The organism is Polaribacter sp. HaHaR_3_91, from assembly GCF_019278525.1.
Lineage (GTDB): Bacteria > Bacteroidota > Bacteroidia > Flavobacteriales > Flavobacteriaceae > Polaribacter.
The window spans coordinates 554,630-574,847 of record NZ_CP058986.1 but is presented as its reverse complement, the minus strand read 5'-3'; the positions used below and the strand labels follow the sequence as shown (position 1 = coordinate 574,847).

Annotated in this window: 19 protein-coding genes and 1 tRNA gene; 9 read left to right on the top strand and 11 right to left on the bottom strand. The window is 31.1% G+C overall.

What is annotated here, in order from left to right:
• Window positions 1–29 precede the first annotated feature (29 nt).
• Window positions 30–428, bottom strand: a complete 399-nt coding sequence (locus H0I27_RS02380) for a VOC family protein (protein WP_218732332.1) — start codon at window positions 426–428, stop codon at window positions 30–32.
• A gap of 243 nt (window positions 429–671) precedes the next feature.
• Between H0I27_RS02380 and H0I27_RS02375 the strand changes: the two genes are divergently transcribed.
• Entirely contained in the window at window positions 672–1,382 is a 711-nt protein-coding gene (locus H0I27_RS02375) for a carbohydrate-binding family 9-like protein (RefSeq protein WP_254713130.1), read from the top strand.
• A gap of 86 nt (window positions 1,383–1,468) precedes the next feature.
• Here the strand turns inward: H0I27_RS02375 and H0I27_RS02370 are convergent.
• A tRNA-Gln gene (locus tag H0I27_RS02370) sits at window positions 1,469–1,540 on the bottom strand.
• A gap of 171 nt (window positions 1,541–1,711) precedes the next feature.
• On the opposite strand from H0I27_RS02370, the gene H0I27_RS02365 reads away from it, so the two are divergent.
• Together H0I27_RS02365 and H0I27_RS02360 are read left to right on the top strand one after the other, a co-directional pair.
• A complete protein-coding gene (locus H0I27_RS02365; protein WP_218732331.1) occupies window positions 1,712–4,789 on the top strand; it encodes a DUF2723 domain-containing protein in 3,078 nt (1,025 codons plus the stop codon).
• A gap of 10 nt (window positions 4,790–4,799) precedes the next feature.
• Window positions 4,800–5,441, top strand: a complete 642-nt coding sequence (locus H0I27_RS02360) for a polysaccharide deacetylase family protein (RefSeq protein ID WP_218732330.1) — start codon at window positions 4,800–4,802, stop codon at window positions 5,439–5,441.
• 217 nt (window positions 5,442–5,658) lie between these two features.
• Here the strand turns inward: H0I27_RS02360 and H0I27_RS02355 are convergent, their stop codons facing one another.
• The gene (locus H0I27_RS02355; protein ID WP_218732329.1) at window positions 5,659–5,952 is read right to left on the bottom strand and encodes a co-chaperone YbbN; all 294 of its coding nucleotides are present in this window, start codon (window positions 5,950–5,952) and stop codon (window positions 5,659–5,661) included.
• 88 nt (window positions 5,953–6,040) lie between these two features.
• The gene (locus tag H0I27_RS02350; RefSeq protein ID WP_218732328.1) at window positions 6,041–7,264 is read right to left on the bottom strand and encodes a metallophosphoesterase; all 1,224 of its coding nucleotides are present in this window, start codon (window positions 7,262–7,264) and stop codon (window positions 6,041–6,043) included.
• A 148-nt stretch (window positions 7,265–7,412) separates the two neighbouring features.
• On the opposite strand from H0I27_RS02350, the gene polA reads away from it, so the two are divergent.
• The 4 genes from polA to hemG all read left to right on the top strand — a co-directional run bounded on the left by polA (window position 7,413) and on the right by hemG (window position 12,284).
• Window positions 7,413–10,274, top strand: a complete 2,862-nt coding sequence (gene polA, locus H0I27_RS02345) for a DNA polymerase I (protein WP_218732327.1) — start codon at window positions 7,413–7,415, stop codon at window positions 10,272–10,274.
• A gap of 11 nt (window positions 10,275–10,285) precedes the next feature.
• A complete protein-coding gene (locus H0I27_RS02340; RefSeq protein WP_218732326.1) occupies window positions 10,286–11,092 on the top strand; it encodes an N-acetylmuramoyl-L-alanine amidase in 807 nt (268 codons plus the stop codon).
• A 73-nt stretch (window positions 11,093–11,165) separates the two neighbouring features.
• Window positions 11,166–11,555, top strand: coding sequence for a hypothetical protein (locus H0I27_RS02335; RefSeq protein ID WP_218732325.1), 390 nt, complete (start codon window positions 11,166–11,168; stop codon window positions 11,553–11,555).
• 174 nt (window positions 11,556–11,729) lie between these two features.
• Window positions 11,730–12,284 (top strand): menaquinone-dependent protoporphyrinogen IX dehydrogenase, encoded by a 555-nt coding sequence (gene hemG / locus H0I27_RS02330; RefSeq protein WP_218732324.1) that lies wholly within the window; start codon window positions 11,730–11,732, stop codon window positions 12,282–12,284.
• Between the two features lie 37 nt (window positions 12,285–12,321).
• On the opposite strand, the gene H0I27_RS02325 is transcribed toward hemG, so the two are convergent.
• The 5 genes from H0I27_RS02325 to H0I27_RS02305 all read right to left on the bottom strand — a co-directional run bounded on the left by H0I27_RS02325 (window position 12,322) and on the right by H0I27_RS02305 (window position 16,142).
• Entirely contained in the window at window positions 12,322–14,394 is a 2,073-nt protein-coding gene (locus tag H0I27_RS02325; RefSeq protein WP_218732323.1) for a hypothetical protein, read from the bottom strand.
• Window positions 14,395–14,666: 272 nt separating this feature from the next.
• Complete coding sequence (locus H0I27_RS02320) at window positions 14,667–15,086, bottom strand: thioesterase family protein (RefSeq protein WP_218732322.1); 420 nt, start codon at window positions 15,084–15,086, stop codon at window positions 14,667–14,669.
• A gap of 79 nt (window positions 15,087–15,165) precedes the next feature.
• Window positions 15,166–15,555 carry a NifB/NifX family molybdenum-iron cluster-binding protein gene (locus H0I27_RS02315; RefSeq protein ID WP_218732321.1) on the bottom strand — a complete coding sequence of 130 codons (390 nt, stop codon included), beginning with the start codon at window positions 15,553–15,555 and terminating at the stop codon, window positions 15,166–15,168.
• A complete protein-coding gene (locus tag H0I27_RS02310; protein ID WP_218732320.1) occupies window positions 15,552–15,731 on the bottom strand; it encodes a DUF5320 domain-containing protein in 180 nt (59 codons plus the stop codon). The genes H0I27_RS02315 and H0I27_RS02310 overlap by 4 nt, the downstream gene beginning before the upstream one ends.
• A gap of 3 nt (window positions 15,732–15,734) precedes the next feature.
• On the bottom strand, window positions 15,735–16,142 hold the full coding sequence (locus H0I27_RS02305; RefSeq protein ID WP_218732319.1) for a DUF134 domain-containing protein: 408 nt from the start codon (window positions 16,140–16,142) through the stop codon (window positions 15,735–15,737).
• A 155-nt stretch (window positions 16,143–16,297) separates the two neighbouring features.
• Between H0I27_RS02305 and H0I27_RS02300 the strand changes: the two genes are divergently transcribed.
• Together H0I27_RS02300 and H0I27_RS02295 are read left to right on the top strand one after the other, a co-directional pair.
• Window positions 16,298–17,257 (top strand): L-threonylcarbamoyladenylate synthase, encoded by a 960-nt coding sequence (locus H0I27_RS02300; protein ID WP_218732318.1) that lies wholly within the window; start codon window positions 16,298–16,300, stop codon window positions 17,255–17,257.
• 17 nt (window positions 17,258–17,274) lie between these two features.
• Window positions 17,275–18,945 (top strand): RluA family pseudouridine synthase, encoded by a 1,671-nt coding sequence (locus H0I27_RS02295; protein ID WP_218732317.1) that lies wholly within the window; start codon window positions 17,275–17,277, stop codon window positions 18,943–18,945.
• Here H0I27_RS02295 and H0I27_RS02290 read toward each other — a convergent pair.
• Both H0I27_RS02290 and aat read right to left on the bottom strand, forming a co-directional pair.
• Window positions 18,942–19,478, bottom strand: a complete 537-nt coding sequence (locus tag H0I27_RS02290; RefSeq protein ID WP_218732316.1) for a hypothetical protein — start codon at window positions 19,476–19,478, stop codon at window positions 18,942–18,944. The two genes, H0I27_RS02295 and H0I27_RS02290, sit on opposite strands and share 4 nt — an antisense overlap.
• A gap of 64 nt (window positions 19,479–19,542) precedes the next feature.
• A complete protein-coding gene (gene aat, locus H0I27_RS02285) occupies window positions 19,543–20,169 on the bottom strand; it encodes a leucyl/phenylalanyl-tRNA--protein transferase (protein ID WP_218732315.1) in 627 nt (208 codons plus the stop codon).
• Window positions 20,170–20,218: the final 49 nt, after the last annotated feature.

Genomic DNA, 20,218 nt, shown 5'->3' with positions numbered 1-20,218 from the left:
TTTGCTATCCTTTTTTGTTTCTAAATTTCTTATTTCTTGGAATTTACCATCCAATTTATACCAAATTCATCTGTACACCTTCCATAAAAACCCCATTCCTTCTCTCCGAATCCGGTATGCGTAATTCCATTTTTAGATAAATCATTAAAAACGGACTCCGCTTCATCTTTGTCATTAAAATCAACACTCATATGAACCTGATTCCCTGAATTTATTGGCGTATCGGGAGCAGCATCATAAGCCATAAAACCCACACCCTTACCTTTTAACTCTGCATGCTGTAAATTTTTTCTATACGAAGAAGGAACATCTATTTTTTTATCTTCGTAAGTTGTCTTGTTTTCTATTTTTGCGTTAAATAATTCTCCATAAAAATTTAATGCTTCTTGACAATTTCCATTAAATGCTAAATATGATTGTACTTTCATTTTTATATATTTTTAAAGATTAATATTCTATTTCAATACAAAAATAAAATTTATGTAGAATCCCTTTTAACTTAGATGATATTTATATTAACGCTATCTGTTTAATAAACTTGAAACTAAAAGACTAAAAAAAGAGACACAAATATCAAAAGAACAACAACATTTAATACTTCGTCTACTCACAAACTATAAAAGAAATTTAAATAGTAACTTTGGATGTAATACATCATCTTTTGACAAACCGTGATTACATCTGCTAGAAAAGGTAGTATTCCCGTATTGGAAGAAAATAAATTTGATAACATAAAATTACAAATGAATAGCTACAACGTAAAATTAATAAAAGATACAGAAATAAATATTTCAGCAGATGGCAATAATCCAATTTGGAAAAAAGCAGATTCTTTAACCAATTTTACATCTCCTTGGAATGACAAACCTGTAAAGAAAATAGAATTGAGAGCCCTTCATACTTCAGAAAAAATATTCTTCCAATTTAAAGTAGAAGATCATCAGACACACATACATCCTTCTGGTGATAAAAATAAAAGCATAAATGATTCTGATAGAGTAGAATTATTTTTTAGAAGTAATACTTCTTTAGACCCATATTACTGTTTAGAAATAGATACTACAGGTAGAATTATGGATTTTAAAGCTCGTCCAAATAGAGAATTCGATTTTAATTGGAATTGGCCCACACAAGAAATAGCAGTTAAAACGTCAGTAAACAAAAATAACTTTATTGTAGAAATTGAAATTTCACTTCAATCTTTAAAAGATCTAAACTTGTTAAAAAATGGAGCTATAGAAACAGGAATTTATAGAGCAAAATACAACCAACAAGAAGACAATACATTTAAACCTACTTGGATTACTTGGATAAACCCAAACACAGAAACTCCTGATTTTCATACACCAACCTCATTTGGCGTATTATTGCTTGATAAGTAATCTTACAAAACCGACACAATTACCAACACAAAAAAAAAGCTAAAAATAAAAAACCCTTTTAATCAAATGATTAAAAGGGTTTGCAGTTGGCCTACAAGGACTCGAACCTTGAATGTCGGTACCAAAAACCGGTGTGTTACCAATTACACCATAGGCCAATACTGTAATGCGGGTGCAAATTTAAACCTTTATTTAGAATCTGCAAACATTTTTTTATTTTTTTTTACATTTAACAAACATTTAAGATGAAATTATCAGTTATAATACCAATCCCAAACTAATTTAATTCATATTTATTAGTAAATTCGCCACACATTATTAAAACGACTATGACATCAGCAAACTTTAAAAAATGGGACATCATCTTAGGATGGGCAACATTTGTAATTGCTTTAATTACATACTACCTTACACTAGAACCAACTGTGAGTGCCTGGGATTGTGGAGAGTACATTTCTACATCCGTTAAATTAGAAGTTGGACATCCACCGGGAGCGCCTTTATTTCAAATGTTAGGTGCATTTTTTGCAATGTTTACTACAGATATTACACATATTGCTAAAATGGTAAACTTTATGTCTGCATTAGCAAGTGCATTCACCATTTTGTTTATGTTTTGGACTATATCTAATTTAGCTCTAAAACTTGCTTTAAAAAATGGTGAAGGTTCAGAAGGTAAATACATAGCAATTTTAGGAAGTTCTGTAGTAGGAGCTTTGGCATACACTTTTTCAGATAGTTTTTGGTTTAGTGCCGTAGAAGGAGAAGTATACGCAATGTCATCTTTTTTAATGGCTTTATTATTCTGGTTAGGTTTAAAGTGGGAAAGCGAACTACACACAGCTAGAGGAAACAAATGGTTAATTTTAATCAGTTTTGTGGTAGGATTATCATTTGGAGTACATATTCTTTCTTTGTTGGTTATTCCGGCTATTGTAATGTTATATTTCTTTAAGACGTATAAAAACATCAACATAAAAACAACTGCTATTGCAACCGTAATTTCTGTTTTAGCGTTAATGTTTGTCTTTAAATTCTTATTTCCGTTTACATTAAAATTCTTTAGTGCTTCAGAGTTATTTTTTATCAATTCTATAGGAATGCCTTATAATTCTGGAAGTATTATTGCTGCAATTATTTTAATTATATTATTTTACTTAGGATTAAACTACACTCGTAAGAAAAATAAAATTCACACAAACACCTTAATCCTTTCTGTATTATTTATTATGATTGGTTTCTCTTCTTGGATGATGTTACCAATTAGAGCAAACGCAAACACCACAATTAACGAAAATAATCCTTCTAGTGCACGTGAATTATTAGCGTATTATGATCGTGAACAATATGGTGATGCTAATGTTTTTTATGACACGTATTACTCAAATTCTTACGACAGAGAGCAAGACGCAAAGAATCCTTACAAAGATGATAAGCCAAAATATGAAAAATTAAATGGTAAATACGAGATTGTAAATAACTACGAAGGAGTTGTACCAAACTGGTCTGACAAGCACAAAGGTTTTATACCAAGAATGGTAAACCCTGCTTCAGAAAAAATGTACAAATCTATTGCTGGAATTCCGCAAAACAGTAAACGTAGACCTACTTTTGCAGAGAATGTAAAGTTTATGATGAGCTATCAGTTTGGCTACATGTACGGACGTTATTTTATGTGGAATTTTGTTGGAAGGCAAAATGATATACAAGGAAACTTAGATATTTTTAACGGAAATTGGATTAGTGGAATTAATGCATTAGACGAAATGAGATTAGGTTCACAAAAGGATCTACCTTCTCAAACCTTAGAAAACAAAGGAAGAAACAAATACTACTTTTTACCGTTAATTTTAGGTATTATTGGTTTATTATATCAAATTAAATGGGATAAAGAAAACTTCTTTACACTCTTCTTATTCTTTGCGTTTACAGGATTTGCTATTATATTTTACACAAACCCTAAACCATTTGAACCTAGAGAAAGAGACTATGCCGTTGTAGGAAGTTTCTACATTTTTGCCATTTGGATTGGCTTTGGTGTACTTGCACTCTATGAATACTTTAAGAATTTTGGTAATAAAAAAACAATTGCCATTGCAGTTTCTTTGGTTTCTCTATTAGCAGTACCAACTTTAATGGCTTCTCAAAACTGGGATGATCATGATCGTTCTAACAGATACACAACACACTTAAACGCGAAGGCATATTTACAAAGTTGTGACGAAAACGCCATTATGTTTACCATTGGAGACAATGATACATTTCCACTTTGGTACATGCAAGAGGTAGAAGACTTTAGAACAGATGTAAAACTTGTAAACACTTCACTTTTTGCTACAGATTGGTACATAGACCAAATGAAAAGAGCTACCTATAAGGCAGCTCCTATTCCGTCTCAATTAGAACACGATCAATACAAATACGGAACTTTAGATGTTGCTTATTCTATGGATCACCCGCGTTTTAAAGACTCTGTGATGACTATTAAAAACTTTATGCGTTGGATTGCTTCAGATAGTGATGCAACTTATGTAGAAACAGAAAATGGGCTGAAAGAAAAGTTTTATCCGACTAATAAAATTAGACTTCCTGTTAATAAAGAAGCGGTCTTAAAAAGCGGAATTGTAGCACAAAAAGATGCTGATAAAATTTTACCATACATAGACATTACTATTGATGATAGAGCTTTGTTTAAGAACAGAATTTTAATGTTAGATATTCTTGCCAATAACAATTGGGAAAGACCAATTTACTTTACAGGTGGCGCAAATGCTCCAGAAGAGTACCTTTGGCTAAAAGATTACCTACAGTTAGATGGTTTGGCTTACAAGTTAGTACCTATTAAAACCCCTATGGCTAACAAGAGCTTGTTTGATATGGGTAGAATAGACACCGAAAAAATGTACACCAATGTTCAGAAATGGGATTGGAGAAATATTAACGATGGTAAAATTTATTTAGACGAACAAACCAAAAGAAATTCAATTTCTATGCGTAATAGCTTATTGCGTTTATCTGAAGCTTTCGCAAAAGAAGGAGACACAGCAAAAGCTTTAGAAATTTTAGATTTATCATTAGATAAAATGCCTATTAAAGACTTTGATCATTATAGTTTATCTATGGGATACCCAGAAGCTTATTACAATCTAAAAGACAGTAAAAAAGCTAGAGAAACTGCTAGAACATTGATTGATTTATTTAAAGAAAAATTAATTTGGTTAAGTACTTTCTCTATGGAAGATACTGAATTAATTTTTGATGACATTGATACTACGTTGTACATGTACAGAAACATTATTACACAAGTAGAACAAGGCGAAGTAGATAAAGAATATTTAGATGACTTACAAAACGAATTTATAAGCATTGTAAAACTATTTGATCATCTAATGCCAGATGAAGAATAACACCTTTTAAATGAAAAGTTATTTCCCCAGAACGCCACGTTTTATGATGAGATTTTTCTCTACATATACGTGGCGTTTTCTTTCTGATAAAAAAGAGATTTTTCTCACTTTTGATGATGGACCTACGCCAGAAATCACCGAGTTTGTTTTAACTGAATTAAGAAAACACCAAGCAAAAGCCACCTTTTTTTGTATTGGAAAAAACATACAAAATCATCCAGAAATATTCAGTAAACTTATTTCTGATGGTCATAGCATTGGCAACCATACCCAAAACCATTTAAAGGGCTGGAAAAGTGAAACCAACACCTATGTAAAAAATGCTTTAGAGTGCGAGCAAACAATTAAACAATTTAACACTTCAACAATTACACAGAAACTCTTTAGGCCTCCTTACGGAAAAATAAAAAAGAACCAAGCAAAACAACTAATTGAAAAAGGTTACAAAATTATTATGTGGAGTGTTTTATCTGCAGATTTTGACACCAAAATTTCTAATGAAAAGTGTTTAGAAAACGTTTTAAAAAATACTGAACCAGGAAGCATTATTGTTTTTCATGATAGCGTAAAAGCTTCTGAAAGAATGAAATATGCGCTACCTAAAGTATTAAAACATTTTTCTGATAAAGGATTTGTATTTAAGTCAATATAAAAAAAATAAATTGTTATTTCGAAATGAGCCTTTTCGGTGATTGAGAAATCTCATCGCATAGAAACACAAATTATGCGTCCTAATAGTATTCTCTTAGAAACTCGAAAAGACAAAAGTTAGCAAACAAAAAAATTCTAGCCATTATCGTAACGGCATCCTTTTTGTTTTTTTTTTAAACAAAAAGATATAGTGGAAAGCAGGAAATAGCTTCTAAAAATTAAAGATACTTGAGCACCAAACCAATTAAAGTATTTGCATCTTGAGCACCTGTTTGGCGCCATTTCATTTCGCCATTTTTATAAATCATAAAAGTAGGATTTCCTTTAACTAACAACGCTTCTGCAAGCGCTTCATTTTTAGCGATGTCAATCTTAATTACTTTAGCTTTATCACCTAAAACGGCAGCAACATCTCTTAAAGTATGTACGGTATTATCTACCTCGCTCCAATCTTTATAAAAGTCAATTAGAACAGGCTTTTCAGCACTTATTAAATCACCAAATTTTGCCATAATATAGATTTTTTAAGGGGGAAAAAACGTATAAATAATCACTTGTAACTTAACAAATATATAGAAAAGTAATTAAATGGTCTGAGGATCAGCCTTTTTTCAATTCTATCACTGTAATTTCTGGCCAAATACCTACTCTACCAGGAAATGCATGGTAACCAAAACCTCGGTTTACATTAATGTATCTACCATATTCTTCATACAAACCTGCCCATTGTTTGTAAACGTATTTAGAAGGACTCCATTTTAACCAACCCGGAATTTCGATTCCCATTTGCAAACCATGTGTATGCCCACTTAACGTAAGTTGATAGTTAAAAGGATCTTGTTTTACTTTGATTTCCCAATGGCTTGGATCGTGACTCATTAATATTTTAAAATCTTCTTGTTTTATGTTTGCCGATGCCCTTGCAAGGTCTCCCGCTTGGTTGAATCCTTTTCCCCAATTTTCTACGCCTAATAATGCAATTTTTTGTCCGTCTTTTTCTAAATAACGGTGCTCGTCTAGTAATAAATCGAACCCTATTTTCTGGTGAATATCTTTTACTTTTTGAAAATTATCTATTTTGTCTTGCGGATTATCCCAATCCATATAATCGCCATAATCATGATTACCAAGAATGGAATATTTACCGTCTTTTGCTTCTAACTTATCAAAAACATCCATCCAATCATCCATTTCATCTGCTTTATTATTTACAATATCACCTGTAAATAACATTATGTCCGATTTTTGCTGATTTATCAAATCTACACCATATTTAATTTTTTCTTTGTTGGTAAAACTCCCAGAATGAATGTCTGAGATTTGCGTAATGGTATAACCATCAAAAGCATCTGGTAAATCTTTAAAGCTTAGTTGGTATTTTAAAACTTTGTAATTGTATTTCCCTTGAATAATTCCGTAAATAAAAGCTGCAAAAGGAATTGCTGCCAAACCTAAAGCAATCTGCGAAATAAACTTTCTTCTACCTACAAGCTGTTTTGTTTCTCCGCTTGAAATTGCAGAAAATAATTTTAAAACCCAACGATATGCATCTTCTCCAAAAAGCAAGATGATAATAACCAATTTAGGAATAGAAATTGTTAGCAACAAACCCACGGCCATTTGAAACTGTGGCGTTTGCCCTACACTTCTAGAATATGTTAAGAAAGTGATGAAAAAATTAATGTATACCGCGATACTTATCAATAGAAAAGAATAACGAACTATTTTACTTTTAGAGACTGTTTTAAACGCTTGAAACGTATAAATTTCTACAAGCGTGATAACAATAGTTAATATGATTAAAGGAAAAACCCAACGTGGCATAAATAAATTTTAAAATGTTGGCAAAGGTAGGTTTTTAAGTTTCGATTGGATTTTAACGTCTTGTTAAAGTTTTGTACCTTTCTCGCATCTCAAAAAACACTATTTTTGAGGTCAAATTTTCATCAATTTAAACCACAAAACAAATATAATGTCAGATCAAAAAAGAGTTTTTTTAGTGGATGCTTTTGCATTAATTTTTAGAGGATATTATGCTTTTATAAAAAACCCAAGAATTAACAGCAAAGGTTTAGACACATCTGCAATTATGGGTTTTATGAACTCGCTTTTAGACGTGATAAAGCGTGAAAGACCAGATCATTTAGCGGTTTGTTTTGATAAAGGTGGAAGTGTAGACAGAGTAGAAATGTTTGAAGCTTATAAAGCCAACAGAGATGAAACACCAGAAGCGATTAAATTAGCTGTTCCTTACATACAAGAAATCTTAAAAGCCATGCACATTCCTATTATGGTAAAAGAAGGTTTTGAGGCAGATGATGTTATTGGAACACTTTCTAAACAAGCAGAAAAAGAAGGTTATAAAACCTATATGGTAACGCCAGATAAGGATTTTGCTCAGTTAGTTTCTGAGAATATTTTTATGTACAAACCTCGTTTTGGTGGTGGTTATGATATTTGGGGTGTTGATGAAGTTAAAGAAAAATTTGGTGTAGAAAACCCTGAGCAAGTCATCGATTTCTTAGGAATGATGGGAGATTCTGCAGATAATATCCCAGGTTTACCTGGAGTTGGAGAAAAAACCGCAAAGAAATTTTTAGCTGCTTACGGTTCTATGGAAAATCTTTTAGCAAATACGCACGAGCTAAAAGGAAAAATGAAAGAGAAAATAGAAGCAAACGGAGAATTAGGTTTGCTTTCTAAACAATTGGCAACAATAATGTTGGATGTTCCGGTAACTTTTGATGCCAAAGACTTTGAATTAGATCAGCCAGATAAGGACAAGGTAACAGAACTGTTTAACGAGTTAGAATTTAGAAATCTATTAACCAATTTCTTACGAACTTTTGCTGTAGAAAACGCTGAAAAAGCGAATTCTGCCGAAAATTCTATAGATGTCCCTTCGAGCGCAGTTGAGAAATCATCAACTAAAAAAGCAGCTCCAGTTCCTGAAGGTCAGTTTGATTTATTTGCAGCACCAGGAAGCGGAAGTGTTTCTGAAGAAGAAATTGCATCTGGTTTTAAATCGATAAAAGATACGAGTCATTTTTACCAACATATAGATTCGCCTTTTGCTAGAAAATTATTACTTAAAAAATTAATGGAACAAACTTCGGTTTGTTTTGATACAGAAACTACGGGTTTAAGAGCTTTGGAAGTGGAATTAATAGGAATTGCTTTTTCTTACGAAGTTGGTAAAGGATATTATGTTTCTTTCCCTGAAGATCAAGAGGAAACAAAAGCCATTTTAGAAGAATTTCGTCCGTTTTTTACATCCGATGGAATCGAAAAAATAGGTCATAATTTAAAGTATGATATAAAAGTGTTATCGAATTATGAAATGCCTGTAAAAGGGAAGTTATTTGATACCATGATTGCGCATTACTTAATCAATCCAGATATGCGCCACAATATGGATATGTTGGCAGAAACATACTTGAATTATCAACCGGTTTCTATTGTAGATTTGATTGGTAAAAAAGGGAAAAATCAGCTTTCTATGCGTGTTGTGCCGGTTGCAGATCAAACAGAATATGCGGTAGAAGATGCAGACATCACGTTTCAATTAAAACAACTTTTTACTGGTGAATTAGAAAGCGGAAATGTTAGCACTCTTTTTAATACTATTGAATTGCCTTTAGTTTCGGTTTTAACAGCCATGGAAATTGAAGGAATTAACATCGATATTGATTTCTTAAAAGAATTATCTGTTGCCTTAACGGATGACATCAACAGACTTGAAAAAAATATTTACGAACAAGCAGGTGAAGAATTTAATATTGCTTCACCAAAACAATTAGGAATTGTGTTGTTCGAGAAAATGGAATTAGTTAAAAAACCTAAGAAAACAAAAACAGGTCAGTATAAAACAGGCGAAGATATTTTATCATTCTTAGCAAAAGACCATAAAATTATTAGAGATATTCAAGAATATCGTCAGTATAAAAAATTACAAAGCACGTATGTAGATGCATTGCCAAATGAAGTGAATCCGAAAACAGGAAGAATTCATACGGAATATATGCAAGCGGTTGCTGCTACAGGAAGATTGAGTTCTAACAACCCGAATTTACAGAACATTCCTATTAGAACAGAAAGAGGAAAAGAAGTTAGAAAATCGTTTATTCCAAGAGATGAAAACTATGTATTATTAGCGGCGGATTATTCTCAAATAGAATTAAGAATTATTGCAGCTTTAAGTGAAGAAGAAAATATGATGGAAGCTTTTAAAAACGGCGAAGATATTCATGCTTCTACCGCTGCAAAAGTTTTTAACGTTCCGTTGGATGAAGTTACAAGAGAACAAAGAAGTAACGCTAAAACAGTCAATTTCGGAATTGTCTATGGAGTTTCTGCTTTCGGATTAAGTAATCAAACTGACTTATCTAGAAGTGAAGCTAAAGAATTAATTGACACCTATTATGCAACGTATCCGAAGTTAAAAGCATACATGTCTGCACAAGTAGATTTTGCTAGAGAACATGGATATGTAGAAACCATCTTAAACAGACGTCGATATTTAAAAGATATCAATTCTAGAAATGCCATGGTTAGATCTGGTGCAGAAAGAAATGCTGTAAATGCTCCTATACAAGGTTCTGCTGCAGACATTATAAAACTAGCCATGATTAACATTCATAATCGATTTGAAAAAGAAGGTTTTAAATCTAGAATGCTTTTACAAGTGCATGATGAATTGGTTTTTGACGCGCATAAAGACGAGTTAGAAATTATTAGACCTATTATAAAGTACGAAATGGAAAACGCTTTTAAAATGAGTGTTCCTTTAGATGTTGAAATGGGAATTGGAGAAAACTGGTTACAGGCACATTAAAAAACAAATCAATGAAATATTTAAGACTTTTAATCATCATTACGGTATTTGCTTCGTGTTCTAAAAACATCTATCAAATATCTAAGAACACCTATCATAAAAAAGCAAAACAATTAGGGAAATCTCTAGTTAAAATTGAGTCAGACACCATAGGAAACAGAACGACTAAGGTTATAGAATCTCAGAATTTTAATTTAAGAAAACCTAATTTAGTTGTTATACATCACACTGCCCAAGATAGTTGTATGCAAACCTATAAAACCTTTGCTTTAGAGCGCACACAAGTAAGCTCTCACTACGTAATTTGCGATGATGGAACCATTACACAAATGCTACACGACCTGGTTAGAGGTTGGCATGCAGGTAATGGAAGTTGGGGTAAAAACACCGACATAAACAGCTCCTCTATTGGTATTGAACTAGATAATAATGGTACAGAACCTTTTTCTTATGCTCAAATTAATAGTTTAACTTTCTTATTAGAAAAGCTGACGAAAAAATATAAAATACCTGCGCAAAATATTATTGGTCATTCGGATATTGCTCCTGGAAGAAAAACAGATCCGAGTGCATTATTTCCTTGGAAATCATTAGCAGAAAGTGGTTTTGGAATTTGGTATACTGAAGAGGATTTAAAGACCGTAACACTTCCGGTAGACTTTAATATTACTTTTGCTTTAAAATATATTGGCTACAATACAGACAATATTAAAAATGCTATTTATTCTTTTAAACTTCATTTTAACCCTAAGGAGTTATCTCATGAATTAACGGAAAAAGATAAAAAGATATTATTTTTAGTGATGAAGGAAATTTAAAATACTTTCAGCAATTATTCATTACACCTCACTTTCTACTATAACCTGTAGAAAAACTTATTAAAAACGATAAATGGAATTAGATTATATTGAAAACATAGACGGACATGATCAGAACATTGTTCGTTTATACAATTTTGACAAAGCAGAAGCAATTCTATTTAGAGACCTAATTGTAGATACCATTATTGATAAAAAACAAAAGTTAGATTTAGCTACCTTAGATTTTATAACGCCACGAAATTGCAATTTAATTTTCGGTTTATTTAAAACTGATGAAGGAATCTTAACCAAAGATAACGAAACTTTTTTTTGTATTTTAACCCTAGAAGGGTTTAGAAATATGGCAAGACTTTTGGAACCTTTTTGCAAAAAAGAGTCTAAAGGATATGAATATTTATATGAAATTGACAACCCTACAGATTTATTATTTTGCCCCACAGCTACTTTTGATGAGGAGTAAATTATTCAATAAAAATCAATAGACACGAAATACCGCCCCCTTTAAAAACATACAATATTCCTCCTTTTTAAATAACAAAAAACTCCACTGAATTTCGTAAATTAGTAGTCTGTAAAACAGGAACATTTTACAGTAATAAAGTAATAATTCAAGACAAAGTGACAAAAGAATGTTATGAAAAGAAAAATCGGAATTATTTACTCTTCTATAGACGGACAAACTAAAAAAATTTGTGAAGAACTAAATGCTCATTTCAAGAAAGAGCAAATAAAATCAGCACTATTTTCAATTGAGAATTTTAATGATAATTTATCGGAATTTGACACACTAATAATTGGAGCAAGTATTAGGTACGGAAAACACAACAAACAAGTTTATGATTTTATCTTAAAAAACAAAGAGTACCTTAAAGAAATAAAAACAGCCTTTTTCTCAGTTAATTTGGTAGCAAGAAAAGAAAATAAAAACAGCCCTTCTACAAATCCATATCTAATTAAATTTATAAAAGAGATAAACTGGACTCCTGATTTATTAGAAGTGTTTGCCGGTAAATTAGATTATAAATCATACTCTTTATTAGATAGAATTATGATTAAACTAATTATGAGATTAACTGATGGTCCTACAAAATCCAAAGAACCTATAGAGTTAACTGACTGGAAAAAAGTCAACGATTTTGGTATTAAAATAAGTCAAAATTATAAAGAGACGAAACACATCACCTTGTAAATTTAACAACAAGGCAATGCTCCAATCAATTAAAAAATTATTTCAATAATTCTGGCGTATTAAGAATCAATTCTATTTTTTTGATAATTACAGTAATTTGACTCAATTGTGCTTCAATATTTCTAAAATATAGACTGATATCTCTATTTACCCAACTTTCAGAAATTACTCTGGCCCCCAAACTAATTCTTAAGACTGCACTTTGTATATCGTCTTCAAACTTTACGTTTACTGCCTGCCCAATATGACATTTTTGTGCTGCAAGTCTTATAATTTCTAAAGAAGCTCCTTCAAATTTATTGGAAAGATCAGAATTCAAAAGCGCATAAAGTTTTTTCACTTTATCAACAGACAATGCTTCTTTATTTTTAAGGATGAAAAAAGGAAAAATAGTTCGAATATTTCTTATTCCAAATTCTTCGTCATTATTTGTATTTAAATTAGACTCATAACCATAAACAGGTTCTAAAAAAGTAGCTTCTTTTATAGAGTCTTCTACAAAATTACAAAACATTTCTATTCCCATATTTCTATATAAAATAGGTGTTTTATAATATCGTTCCATCTCTACAATTGCAGCATTCCAACGCATATAAGAACCATAATTAAATCCGTCCGATAATTCTTTAGAACAAAACCAATTAACTGGCCAATCAGAATGATTAAAATATTGCGTTAATCCTTTTGGCAACTTCTTTTTGGCATCATTAATTTGCAGACTTACACATTCCGGAAAAATTAATGCTCCAGAATACGGAGGTCCTGTAAAATATTTACTTCCGGTAATACTAACAATATAACCCTTGTTTAAATAGTTCTGAATATCTGTAGGATCTAATCTTAACTGTGCTGCATCAATAATTACTTGCAATGACAAATCTTTAAGAGCATCTATTTCTCGCATCATTTTTACACTAGGTGACTGATAACCTAATTTAGAATGATCCATCACGTGTAATACAACTTGTCTTCCTAATTTATGAGTTTCAGTAATTGCTGTAAAAACTTCAGAATCTAATTTTTCTGTTGATTTTAATGCTCCTTTTTCATCTCTAAACGGAATTTTAATAAGATCTACGTCTCTAAAACCTTCCATTTTATCACCTTTATTCACCGGAAAATTTAAAGCTGTATTATTTTCGAAATGACATCCTTTTAATGCAGCAGGAACTCCACTACCCGTTTCATCGGAAGCAACTAAAATATGTGTAATTTCTTTGTCTGTAACAATTTGACTAATAGCTGCTATTTGAAGTGATGAATCTGTACCTGAAGGAGAAAAAATTATTTCGCAAGCATCATTTAAAGTAAAAATTTTTCTCAAATTACTTTTTAATAATTCAGAAAATTCTATGGCACTCTCTTTAAATCCATTTTTTAAGCTATTCTTAATTAAAATACTTCTAGCTTTATCTGTTTTATCAAAAGCAAAATTAGAAACACTAGTTGCTGTAGAAGAGGCAAACGTAAAAGCTTCTGGTCTTGGAAAAGGCCTGCAACCATATTTATTTAATAAAGCTATTTCATCAATATTTAATCTATGGTCACCACCATCCATTAATAAATACTCTGTTGGTTTTGCAAGGTTATCAATAATAGGTTTCCAAGATTTTTCAAATACTTTACTCCCTGTATTTAATCCATGAAACGCTTCTAATTCTTCATGCTCTAATAAAGATTCAGCACTTAGACTGTCTTCATTTTTAATCAAATTAATTAAAAAATAATCAACATTTTCTAACTTTTCTTTATCCTCTTTAGGTAGCAACTTGTAAAAAATTCTAGTTACTTCTAAGGCAGCAATATTACATAAAGAAGTATCTTTTTTTTCACTTTCTAAGGCTTTATACCAAAGTTGCCATTCTATTCCGTATCGTAAATAAACCAATGCCAAAACTGGGTTTCTTAAATATAAAGCACCAATTATTATCGATTCATTCGGAACAATTTTAAAAACTTTTGGTACCGTATTAGAAGTAATAATATTAATGTTATTTATTTTTGGTACCGTATTAAATCTCTTTAAAACATGAACTAGATAATTAATATTTTCTTTTTCAAATAAAGAAGTTCTTTTATATTGATCTTCTATCGCTATATTATTTGTCATAAGTGCTTTATTTTAAACGTTTATTACAACGTCGCTTTCTCTAATGAGTATCTTTTACAGATTATTTAACCTGTAAATATTTAGTGTTTTTTCAGGTGCAAAACTCTGAAAAAAAAGGGTTAATTAATGAATTACTTTGTTAATTTTTTATTTATATAAACTGCAATACCACAGAACTGTTTCAGTTTTTAACTCTGCATTATTAAATCAATCACAAAAAGAGACTGTATAGGTTTTTAACCAGATATAATCAGCTTTTAAAATCATTAATTTTATACCGTTTCTTTAAAAAAATAAGCAGCTAGTTTCTTTTCAATAAAACTTGGAATTCTTTTCGGCAAACGAGACAGAAAATCTACAAAAACAACATCTGACTTAGCTTTACTTAGCAACTCCTTTTGTTCATTTGTTATTTCAAAATCAAAACTGAAACGAACTTTTGGCATTTCTTTAATAATTGTTTTTATAGTAATCAACTCATCAAAGTGAGCTGGTTTTCTGTATTTTATATCAAAAGAAACTACAGGTAACATTATTTGATTTTTCTCTAACTTGACTTCATCTAAACCCAATTTTCGCAATAATTCATTGCGTGCTTGATGACAATAGACTACATAATTGGCATGGTAAACATAGCCCATTTTATCGACTTCTCCATAACGAGGTCTTAATTGAAAAAGATTAGTTATCATAACAATTCTGCTCTGATTTTTTACCACTAAGTTGATTCCCCATCTGATGCTTTTTAGTCTTTAAATAATGTATAGATTACTAATGATGACATGCGTGTGCATGCTCTTTTTTATGTTTGTGACCATGACTTGCACAACTAACATCTGTATCAGAAATTTTACCTTCAACAAACTCTAAAATAACGTCTGCAGATTTACCAGAACAACCGCGTATTACGCCAATACCAGCAACCACTAACTTACTCATTGCACTATCACCAATATTACCCGCCAACATAAATGTTACACATTCCTTTACTAAAACACTAACAATATTAGATTTACAACCACACTTACCATCCGACTCTAACAATTTTAAGTCTAAAATTTCATTTGTATTAGAAAAAGTATAGATTTCATAAAACTTACATCTTCCAAAATGGTCTGCAATCTTGTTGTCTTTTGTTATTGGTATTGCTATTTTTTTCATAACGAATCATTTATTATCACTATTGTTCTCGTATTGTCTTTTTTACGTCTTCCTTTTCTAAAAGGTCTATTTTTTGGAGATTGATTGGCATCGGATTTAGTTTTTCTACATTCTCCTAATTTCATTCCTGTTTTTGGACCTAAACCTTGTGGACCATTGTTATCAAAATTTGGCATATTCTATTCATTTAGATTCACTAACTCATCTTTATCATTGGCAGGACAATCACCACATGTTGTAGGATTTGTAACACCATCAATTAATTTAAAACACGTTTTACATTTGTACCAATCTTTTTCAAATTCAAAGTTCCCTCCTTTAATAACAATCGACTTACCTTCCACAAAACCTTGTCCAATTTTTTTTAACGCACTGTTATAAATTCTAGTAAGCGTAGGTCTAGAAACCTCCATTTTTTCTGCCGCAGCATCTTGAGAAAGATTATCATAAATAACCAACTTTACAGCCTCATATTCTTCATACTGCATATCGACATGCTCCGTATCACAAAACCGAATTCCAAACGGCTTAAAACCCAGCATTTTTGGTGGATGATTTACTTTTCTTTTCTTGTGAGGTCTAGGCATCTCTTAAATTTTACACAAAATTAATGAACCTACGTTCATAACAAAATAAAAACAGCATTAATTATCAAAAAAAATTAGATCTTTATTTCTTATCAAACTAACTAAACCTATTTGTGCTATTTTATAATTAAATTTGCGGTCTATAAGAATAATCAATGAGCATCATTTCTAAAGACATACAAAAAGCCATACAATTATTAACCAATGAAGAATTGGTTGCCATACCTACGGAAACAGTTTATGGTTTAGCAGGGAATATTTTTAGCGAAAAAGCAATTAAAAGTATTTTTTTAACTAAAAAGCGTCCGTTTTTTAATCCGTTAATTGTACACATACCTTCTGTTGATGCCTTAGACGGAATTGTAACGCACATTCCTGAAAAAGCAAAGTTATTAGCAGATGCTTTTTGGCCAGGATCTATGACTTTGGTCTTAAAAAAGAACAAAAATATTCCTGATATTATTACTGCAGGCAAAGATACGGTTGCCGTTCGTGTACCTAATCACCAAGTAACTTTAGAGTTATTAAGACAATTACCATTTCCTTTAGCAGCACCAAGTGCAAATCCTTTTGGAAGCATAAGCCCTACAAAACCAGCACATGTAGAACGTTATTTTAAAGACGATATAAAAATGGTGCTGGATGGTGGAGCTTGTACAAACGGAATTGAATCTACCATTATTGGTTTTATAAATGACGAACCTATTATTTACAGATTAGGTGCTTTGGCATTAGAAGATATTGAAGCGGTTATTGGTAAAATTAGCATTAAAAACAAAGAAGAAGTAAGTCCGGATGCTCCAGGAATGTTGGCAAGACATTATGCACCTGCTACTCGTACTTTTTTGGTTGATGATATTGCGAATGAAGTTAAAAAGCATTTAGGTAAAAAAATTGGTGTATTACCTTTTAAAAATTCTTTGAATGATGTTTCTCTAACAGAAATTATATTATCAGAAAAAGGATCTTTGCACGAAGCTGCATCAAAATTATACGATTCTTTACACGAATTAGACCATCTAAAATTAGATGTAATTATTGCAGAAAGATTCCCTGAATTTGGTTTAGGAAAATCTATTAACGACCGTTTACAAAGAGCAACTTTTAGCCTTTAACTTGATATTTTTTTAATTTGACTTATTTTCAAAAATTTAAAGCAGATATTTCTGACATTAAACTTCCAGAAAAATTTACTTTTCCGTTTTATTATCAACCTCATAAATTGGCTATAATTGCCACAAATGAGTTGCAAGAATATTTAGAAAATCAGACAGATTTTAAACATAATTTTGGTCTTACGGAAATAGAAAACGAACTAGCAATTGGTAAAATGTTTGGTGTGTTGGTGGTTAAAAACAAACAAAATGAAATTGGTTATTTAGCTGCCTTTTCAGGAAAATTAGCTGATAAAAGTTTGCCTTTAAAATTTGTTCCTCCTGTTTTTAATATGAGAACAGAAGGAAGTTTTTATATAAAAGGTGAAAAAGAGATAGACCAAATAAACGCTCAATTATCTCTTTTAAAAAAAGATAGAAGTTATTTAAAACTAAAGAAAACGGTTCAGAAACTATCCAAAGAAATAGAAGAAGATTTAGTCCTAGAAAGAAAAAAACTGAAACTTCAGAAAAAAGATAGAAAGAGAAGAAAAACAAACGGACAAGCAACTTTAAATGAGAAAGATTTTAACAACCTCAACAAAGTATTAGTCCAAGAAAGTTTTAACGACCAATTTTATTACAAAGAATTAGTAGAATACTACGAAGATAAAATCGCAAAAAAAAGGACAGAATTAATTCTTTTTGAAGACAAAATTGCAGCATTAAAAAAAGATAGAAAAGAAAAATCAAATTATTTACAACAAACTCTTTTTAGTAAATACGCTTTCTTAAATCAAAAAAAAGAGCAACGTAATTTATTAGATATTTTCAACAATCCTGCAATAAAACCACCAGCTGGTTCAGGTGAATGTTCTGCTCCTAAATTACTACAACATGCTTTTTTAAACGACTATACTCCTATTTGTATGGCAGAATTTTGGTGGGGAATTTCGCCAAACTCAGCAATTAGAAAACACAAGAACTTTTATCCTGCCTGCCAAGGTAGATGTAAACCTATTTTAACACATATGTTAGATGGTATTACAATGGATGAAAATTTATTGTTAGAAAATTTAGCTGAAAAACAAGAATTAGAAATCATTTATGAAGATGATGTTTTATTGGTTGTAAATAAACCAACCGAGTTTTTATCTGTACCAGGAAAAGATATTTCCGACTCTGTGTACACTCGAATTAAAGAAAAATATCCAGACGCTACAGGGCCATTAATTGTACACCGATTAGACATGTCTACTTCTGGAATTTTATTATTGACCAAAACAAAAGAAGCTAATAAAGTATTACAAAGTCAGTTTATAAATAGAACAGTAAAAAAACGATACGTTGCTTTATTAGACGGAAACTTAACCGAAGAAAGCGGAAAAATAAAACTTCCTTTACGTGTAGATTTAGACGACAGACCCAAGCAATTAGTAGATTTTGTTCATGGAAAAAATGCAGAAACTGACTGGAAAATCATCCATAGAGAAAATGGAAAGACAAAAGTCCATTTTTACCCAATTACAGGACGAACACATCAATTAAGAGTTCATGCTGCTCATATAAACGGATTAAACACCCCAATTATTGGTGATGATTTATACGGTAACAAAGAAAACAGGTTGCATTTACATGCTGAATTTATAGAGTTTTCACATCCAACAACTCACAAGAGAATGAGCTTTACAGTGGCACCAGATTTTTAGAAAAACGAAAATCCGATCCCTAAAGAAACACTGTCTAATCTATTATTTTCGAAACCAATGATTCCTTTTCTATGAAAATCTAAACGAACTATTGTGTTCCATCTTTCTTCCCCTGCAACCTGAGTACCTAATCCTATTCGGTAATAATTTCCGTCAGGATAATTACTAGATGGACGCCACATTTTTCCGTAACTCACTTCTGTAAAAAAATTATCTCCTTCATCTTCGGTTATATTATATTTTAAACTCACGTAAGTTGGAAAAGCACTTACGGCATAATTCCAATGATAATCGAAACCACCATTTACACTTATAGCAACTCTTTTTTTAATTTCATACCCAAAGCCCATTCTAAAAAAAATTGCCGAAGGAATTAAAAATGTTTCACCATCATCTGGATCTAACGTATAATGTTCATTAACTGCAAAAGTTAAATTTGCTGAACCTGTAAAAAAAGGTTTTCCAAGTTTTTCTTGTGATAGTAAAGTTTGAATCGTACAAAAAAATAGGAGTAAAAGTAGTATTTTTTTCATTGCATCATATTGGGTACCAAAACTTAAGCAATAACTATTCCATTGCCTATATTCTTGTTAATATTTAATCCTTTAGTATTTTTAAAAATATATTTCTATCAATTTCTTGGGCTCCTAAACTCGCTAAATGATCATTATACATTTGGCAATCTATTAAAGTATACTCTTTCTTTTCAGCTAGATGAATAAATGCCAATTTAGAAGCATTAGAAACTTTACTATACATACTTTCTCCACAGAAAATATTGTTGATCTCTAAACCGTATAAACCACCCACTAATTGATTGTCTTGCCAAACCTCTAAAGATTTTGCAATACCTTTATTATGTAAATTAATGTAAGCCTGCTCCATATCATCAGTAATCCAAGTACCAAAACCATCACTTCTTTCAATGTTTTTACAATGGTAGATTACTTCTCTAAACGCTTTATTTTCTGTGATGGTAAACTCACCTTTATTAATGATTTTTCGCATCGATTTAGAAACTTTAATTTCACCGGGAAACAACACCATTCTTTCCAACGGACAATACCAAACAATAGGTTCTCCTTCTGAAAACCAAGGAAAAATTCCATTTTTGTAGGCACAAATTAACCGTTCATCAGATAAATCTCCACCTAAAGCGATAATTCCATCATTAGTAGTAAATTCATAGGGCGGAAATTCAATTTTATCTGTAAGCCAAATCATAGAAATTTATTTGTTGCTAAATTAAGGAATTCATAAAAGAGTAGGAATA

Coding starts and splice junctions, on each gene's coding strand:
- H0I27_RS02320 (WP_218732322.1), bottom strand. CDS start 15,086: ATGATAACTAATCTTTTTCAATTAAGACCTCGTTATGGAGAAGTCGAT.
- H0I27_RS02340 (WP_218732326.1), top strand. CDS start 10,286: ATGAAATATTTAAGACTTTTAATCATCATTACGGTATTTGCTTCGTGT.
- H0I27_RS02355 (WP_218732329.1), bottom strand. CDS start 5,952: ATGGCAAAATTTGGTGATTTAATAAGTGCTGAAAAGCCTGTTCTAATT.
- polA (WP_218732327.1), top strand. CDS start 7,413: ATGTCAGATCAAAAAAGAGTTTTTTTAGTGGATGCTTTTGCATTAATT.
- H0I27_RS02290 (WP_218732316.1), bottom strand. CDS start 19,478: ATGAAAAAAATACTACTTTTACTCCTATTTTTTTGTACGATTCAAACT.
- H0I27_RS02335 (WP_218732325.1), top strand. CDS start 11,166: ATGGAATTAGATTATATTGAAAACATAGACGGACATGATCAGAACATT.
- H0I27_RS02315 (WP_218732321.1), bottom strand. CDS start 15,555: ATGAAAAAAATAGCAATACCAATAACAAAAGACAACAAGATTGCAGAC.
- H0I27_RS02380 (WP_218732332.1), bottom strand. CDS start 428: ATGAAAGTACAATCATATTTAGCATTTAATGGAAATTGTCAAGAAGCA.
- hemG (WP_218732324.1), top strand. CDS start 11,730: ATGAAAAGAAAAATCGGAATTATTTACTCTTCTATAGACGGACAAACT.
- H0I27_RS02350 (WP_218732328.1), bottom strand. CDS start 7,264: ATGCCACGTTGGGTTTTTCCTTTAATCATATTAACTATTGTTATCACG.
- H0I27_RS02305 (WP_218732319.1), bottom strand. CDS start 16,142: ATGCCTAGACCTCACAAGAAAAGAAAAGTAAATCATCCACCAAAAATG.
- H0I27_RS02310 (WP_218732320.1), bottom strand. CDS start 15,731: ATGCCAAATTTTGATAACAATGGTCCACAAGGTTTAGGTCCAAAAACA.
- H0I27_RS02300 (WP_218732318.1), top strand. CDS start 16,298: ATGAGCATCATTTCTAAAGACATACAAAAAGCCATACAATTATTAACC.
- H0I27_RS02325 (WP_218732323.1), bottom strand. CDS start 14,394: ATGACAAATAATATAGCGATAGAAGATCAATATAAAAGAACTTCTTTA.
- H0I27_RS02365 (WP_218732331.1), top strand. CDS start 1,712: ATGACATCAGCAAACTTTAAAAAATGGGACATCATCTTAGGATGGGCA.
- aat (WP_218732315.1), bottom strand. CDS start 20,169: ATGATTTGGCTTACAGATAAAATTGAATTTCCGCCCTATGAATTTACT.
- H0I27_RS02360 (WP_218732330.1), top strand. CDS start 4,800: ATGAAAAGTTATTTCCCCAGAACGCCACGTTTTATGATGAGATTTTTC.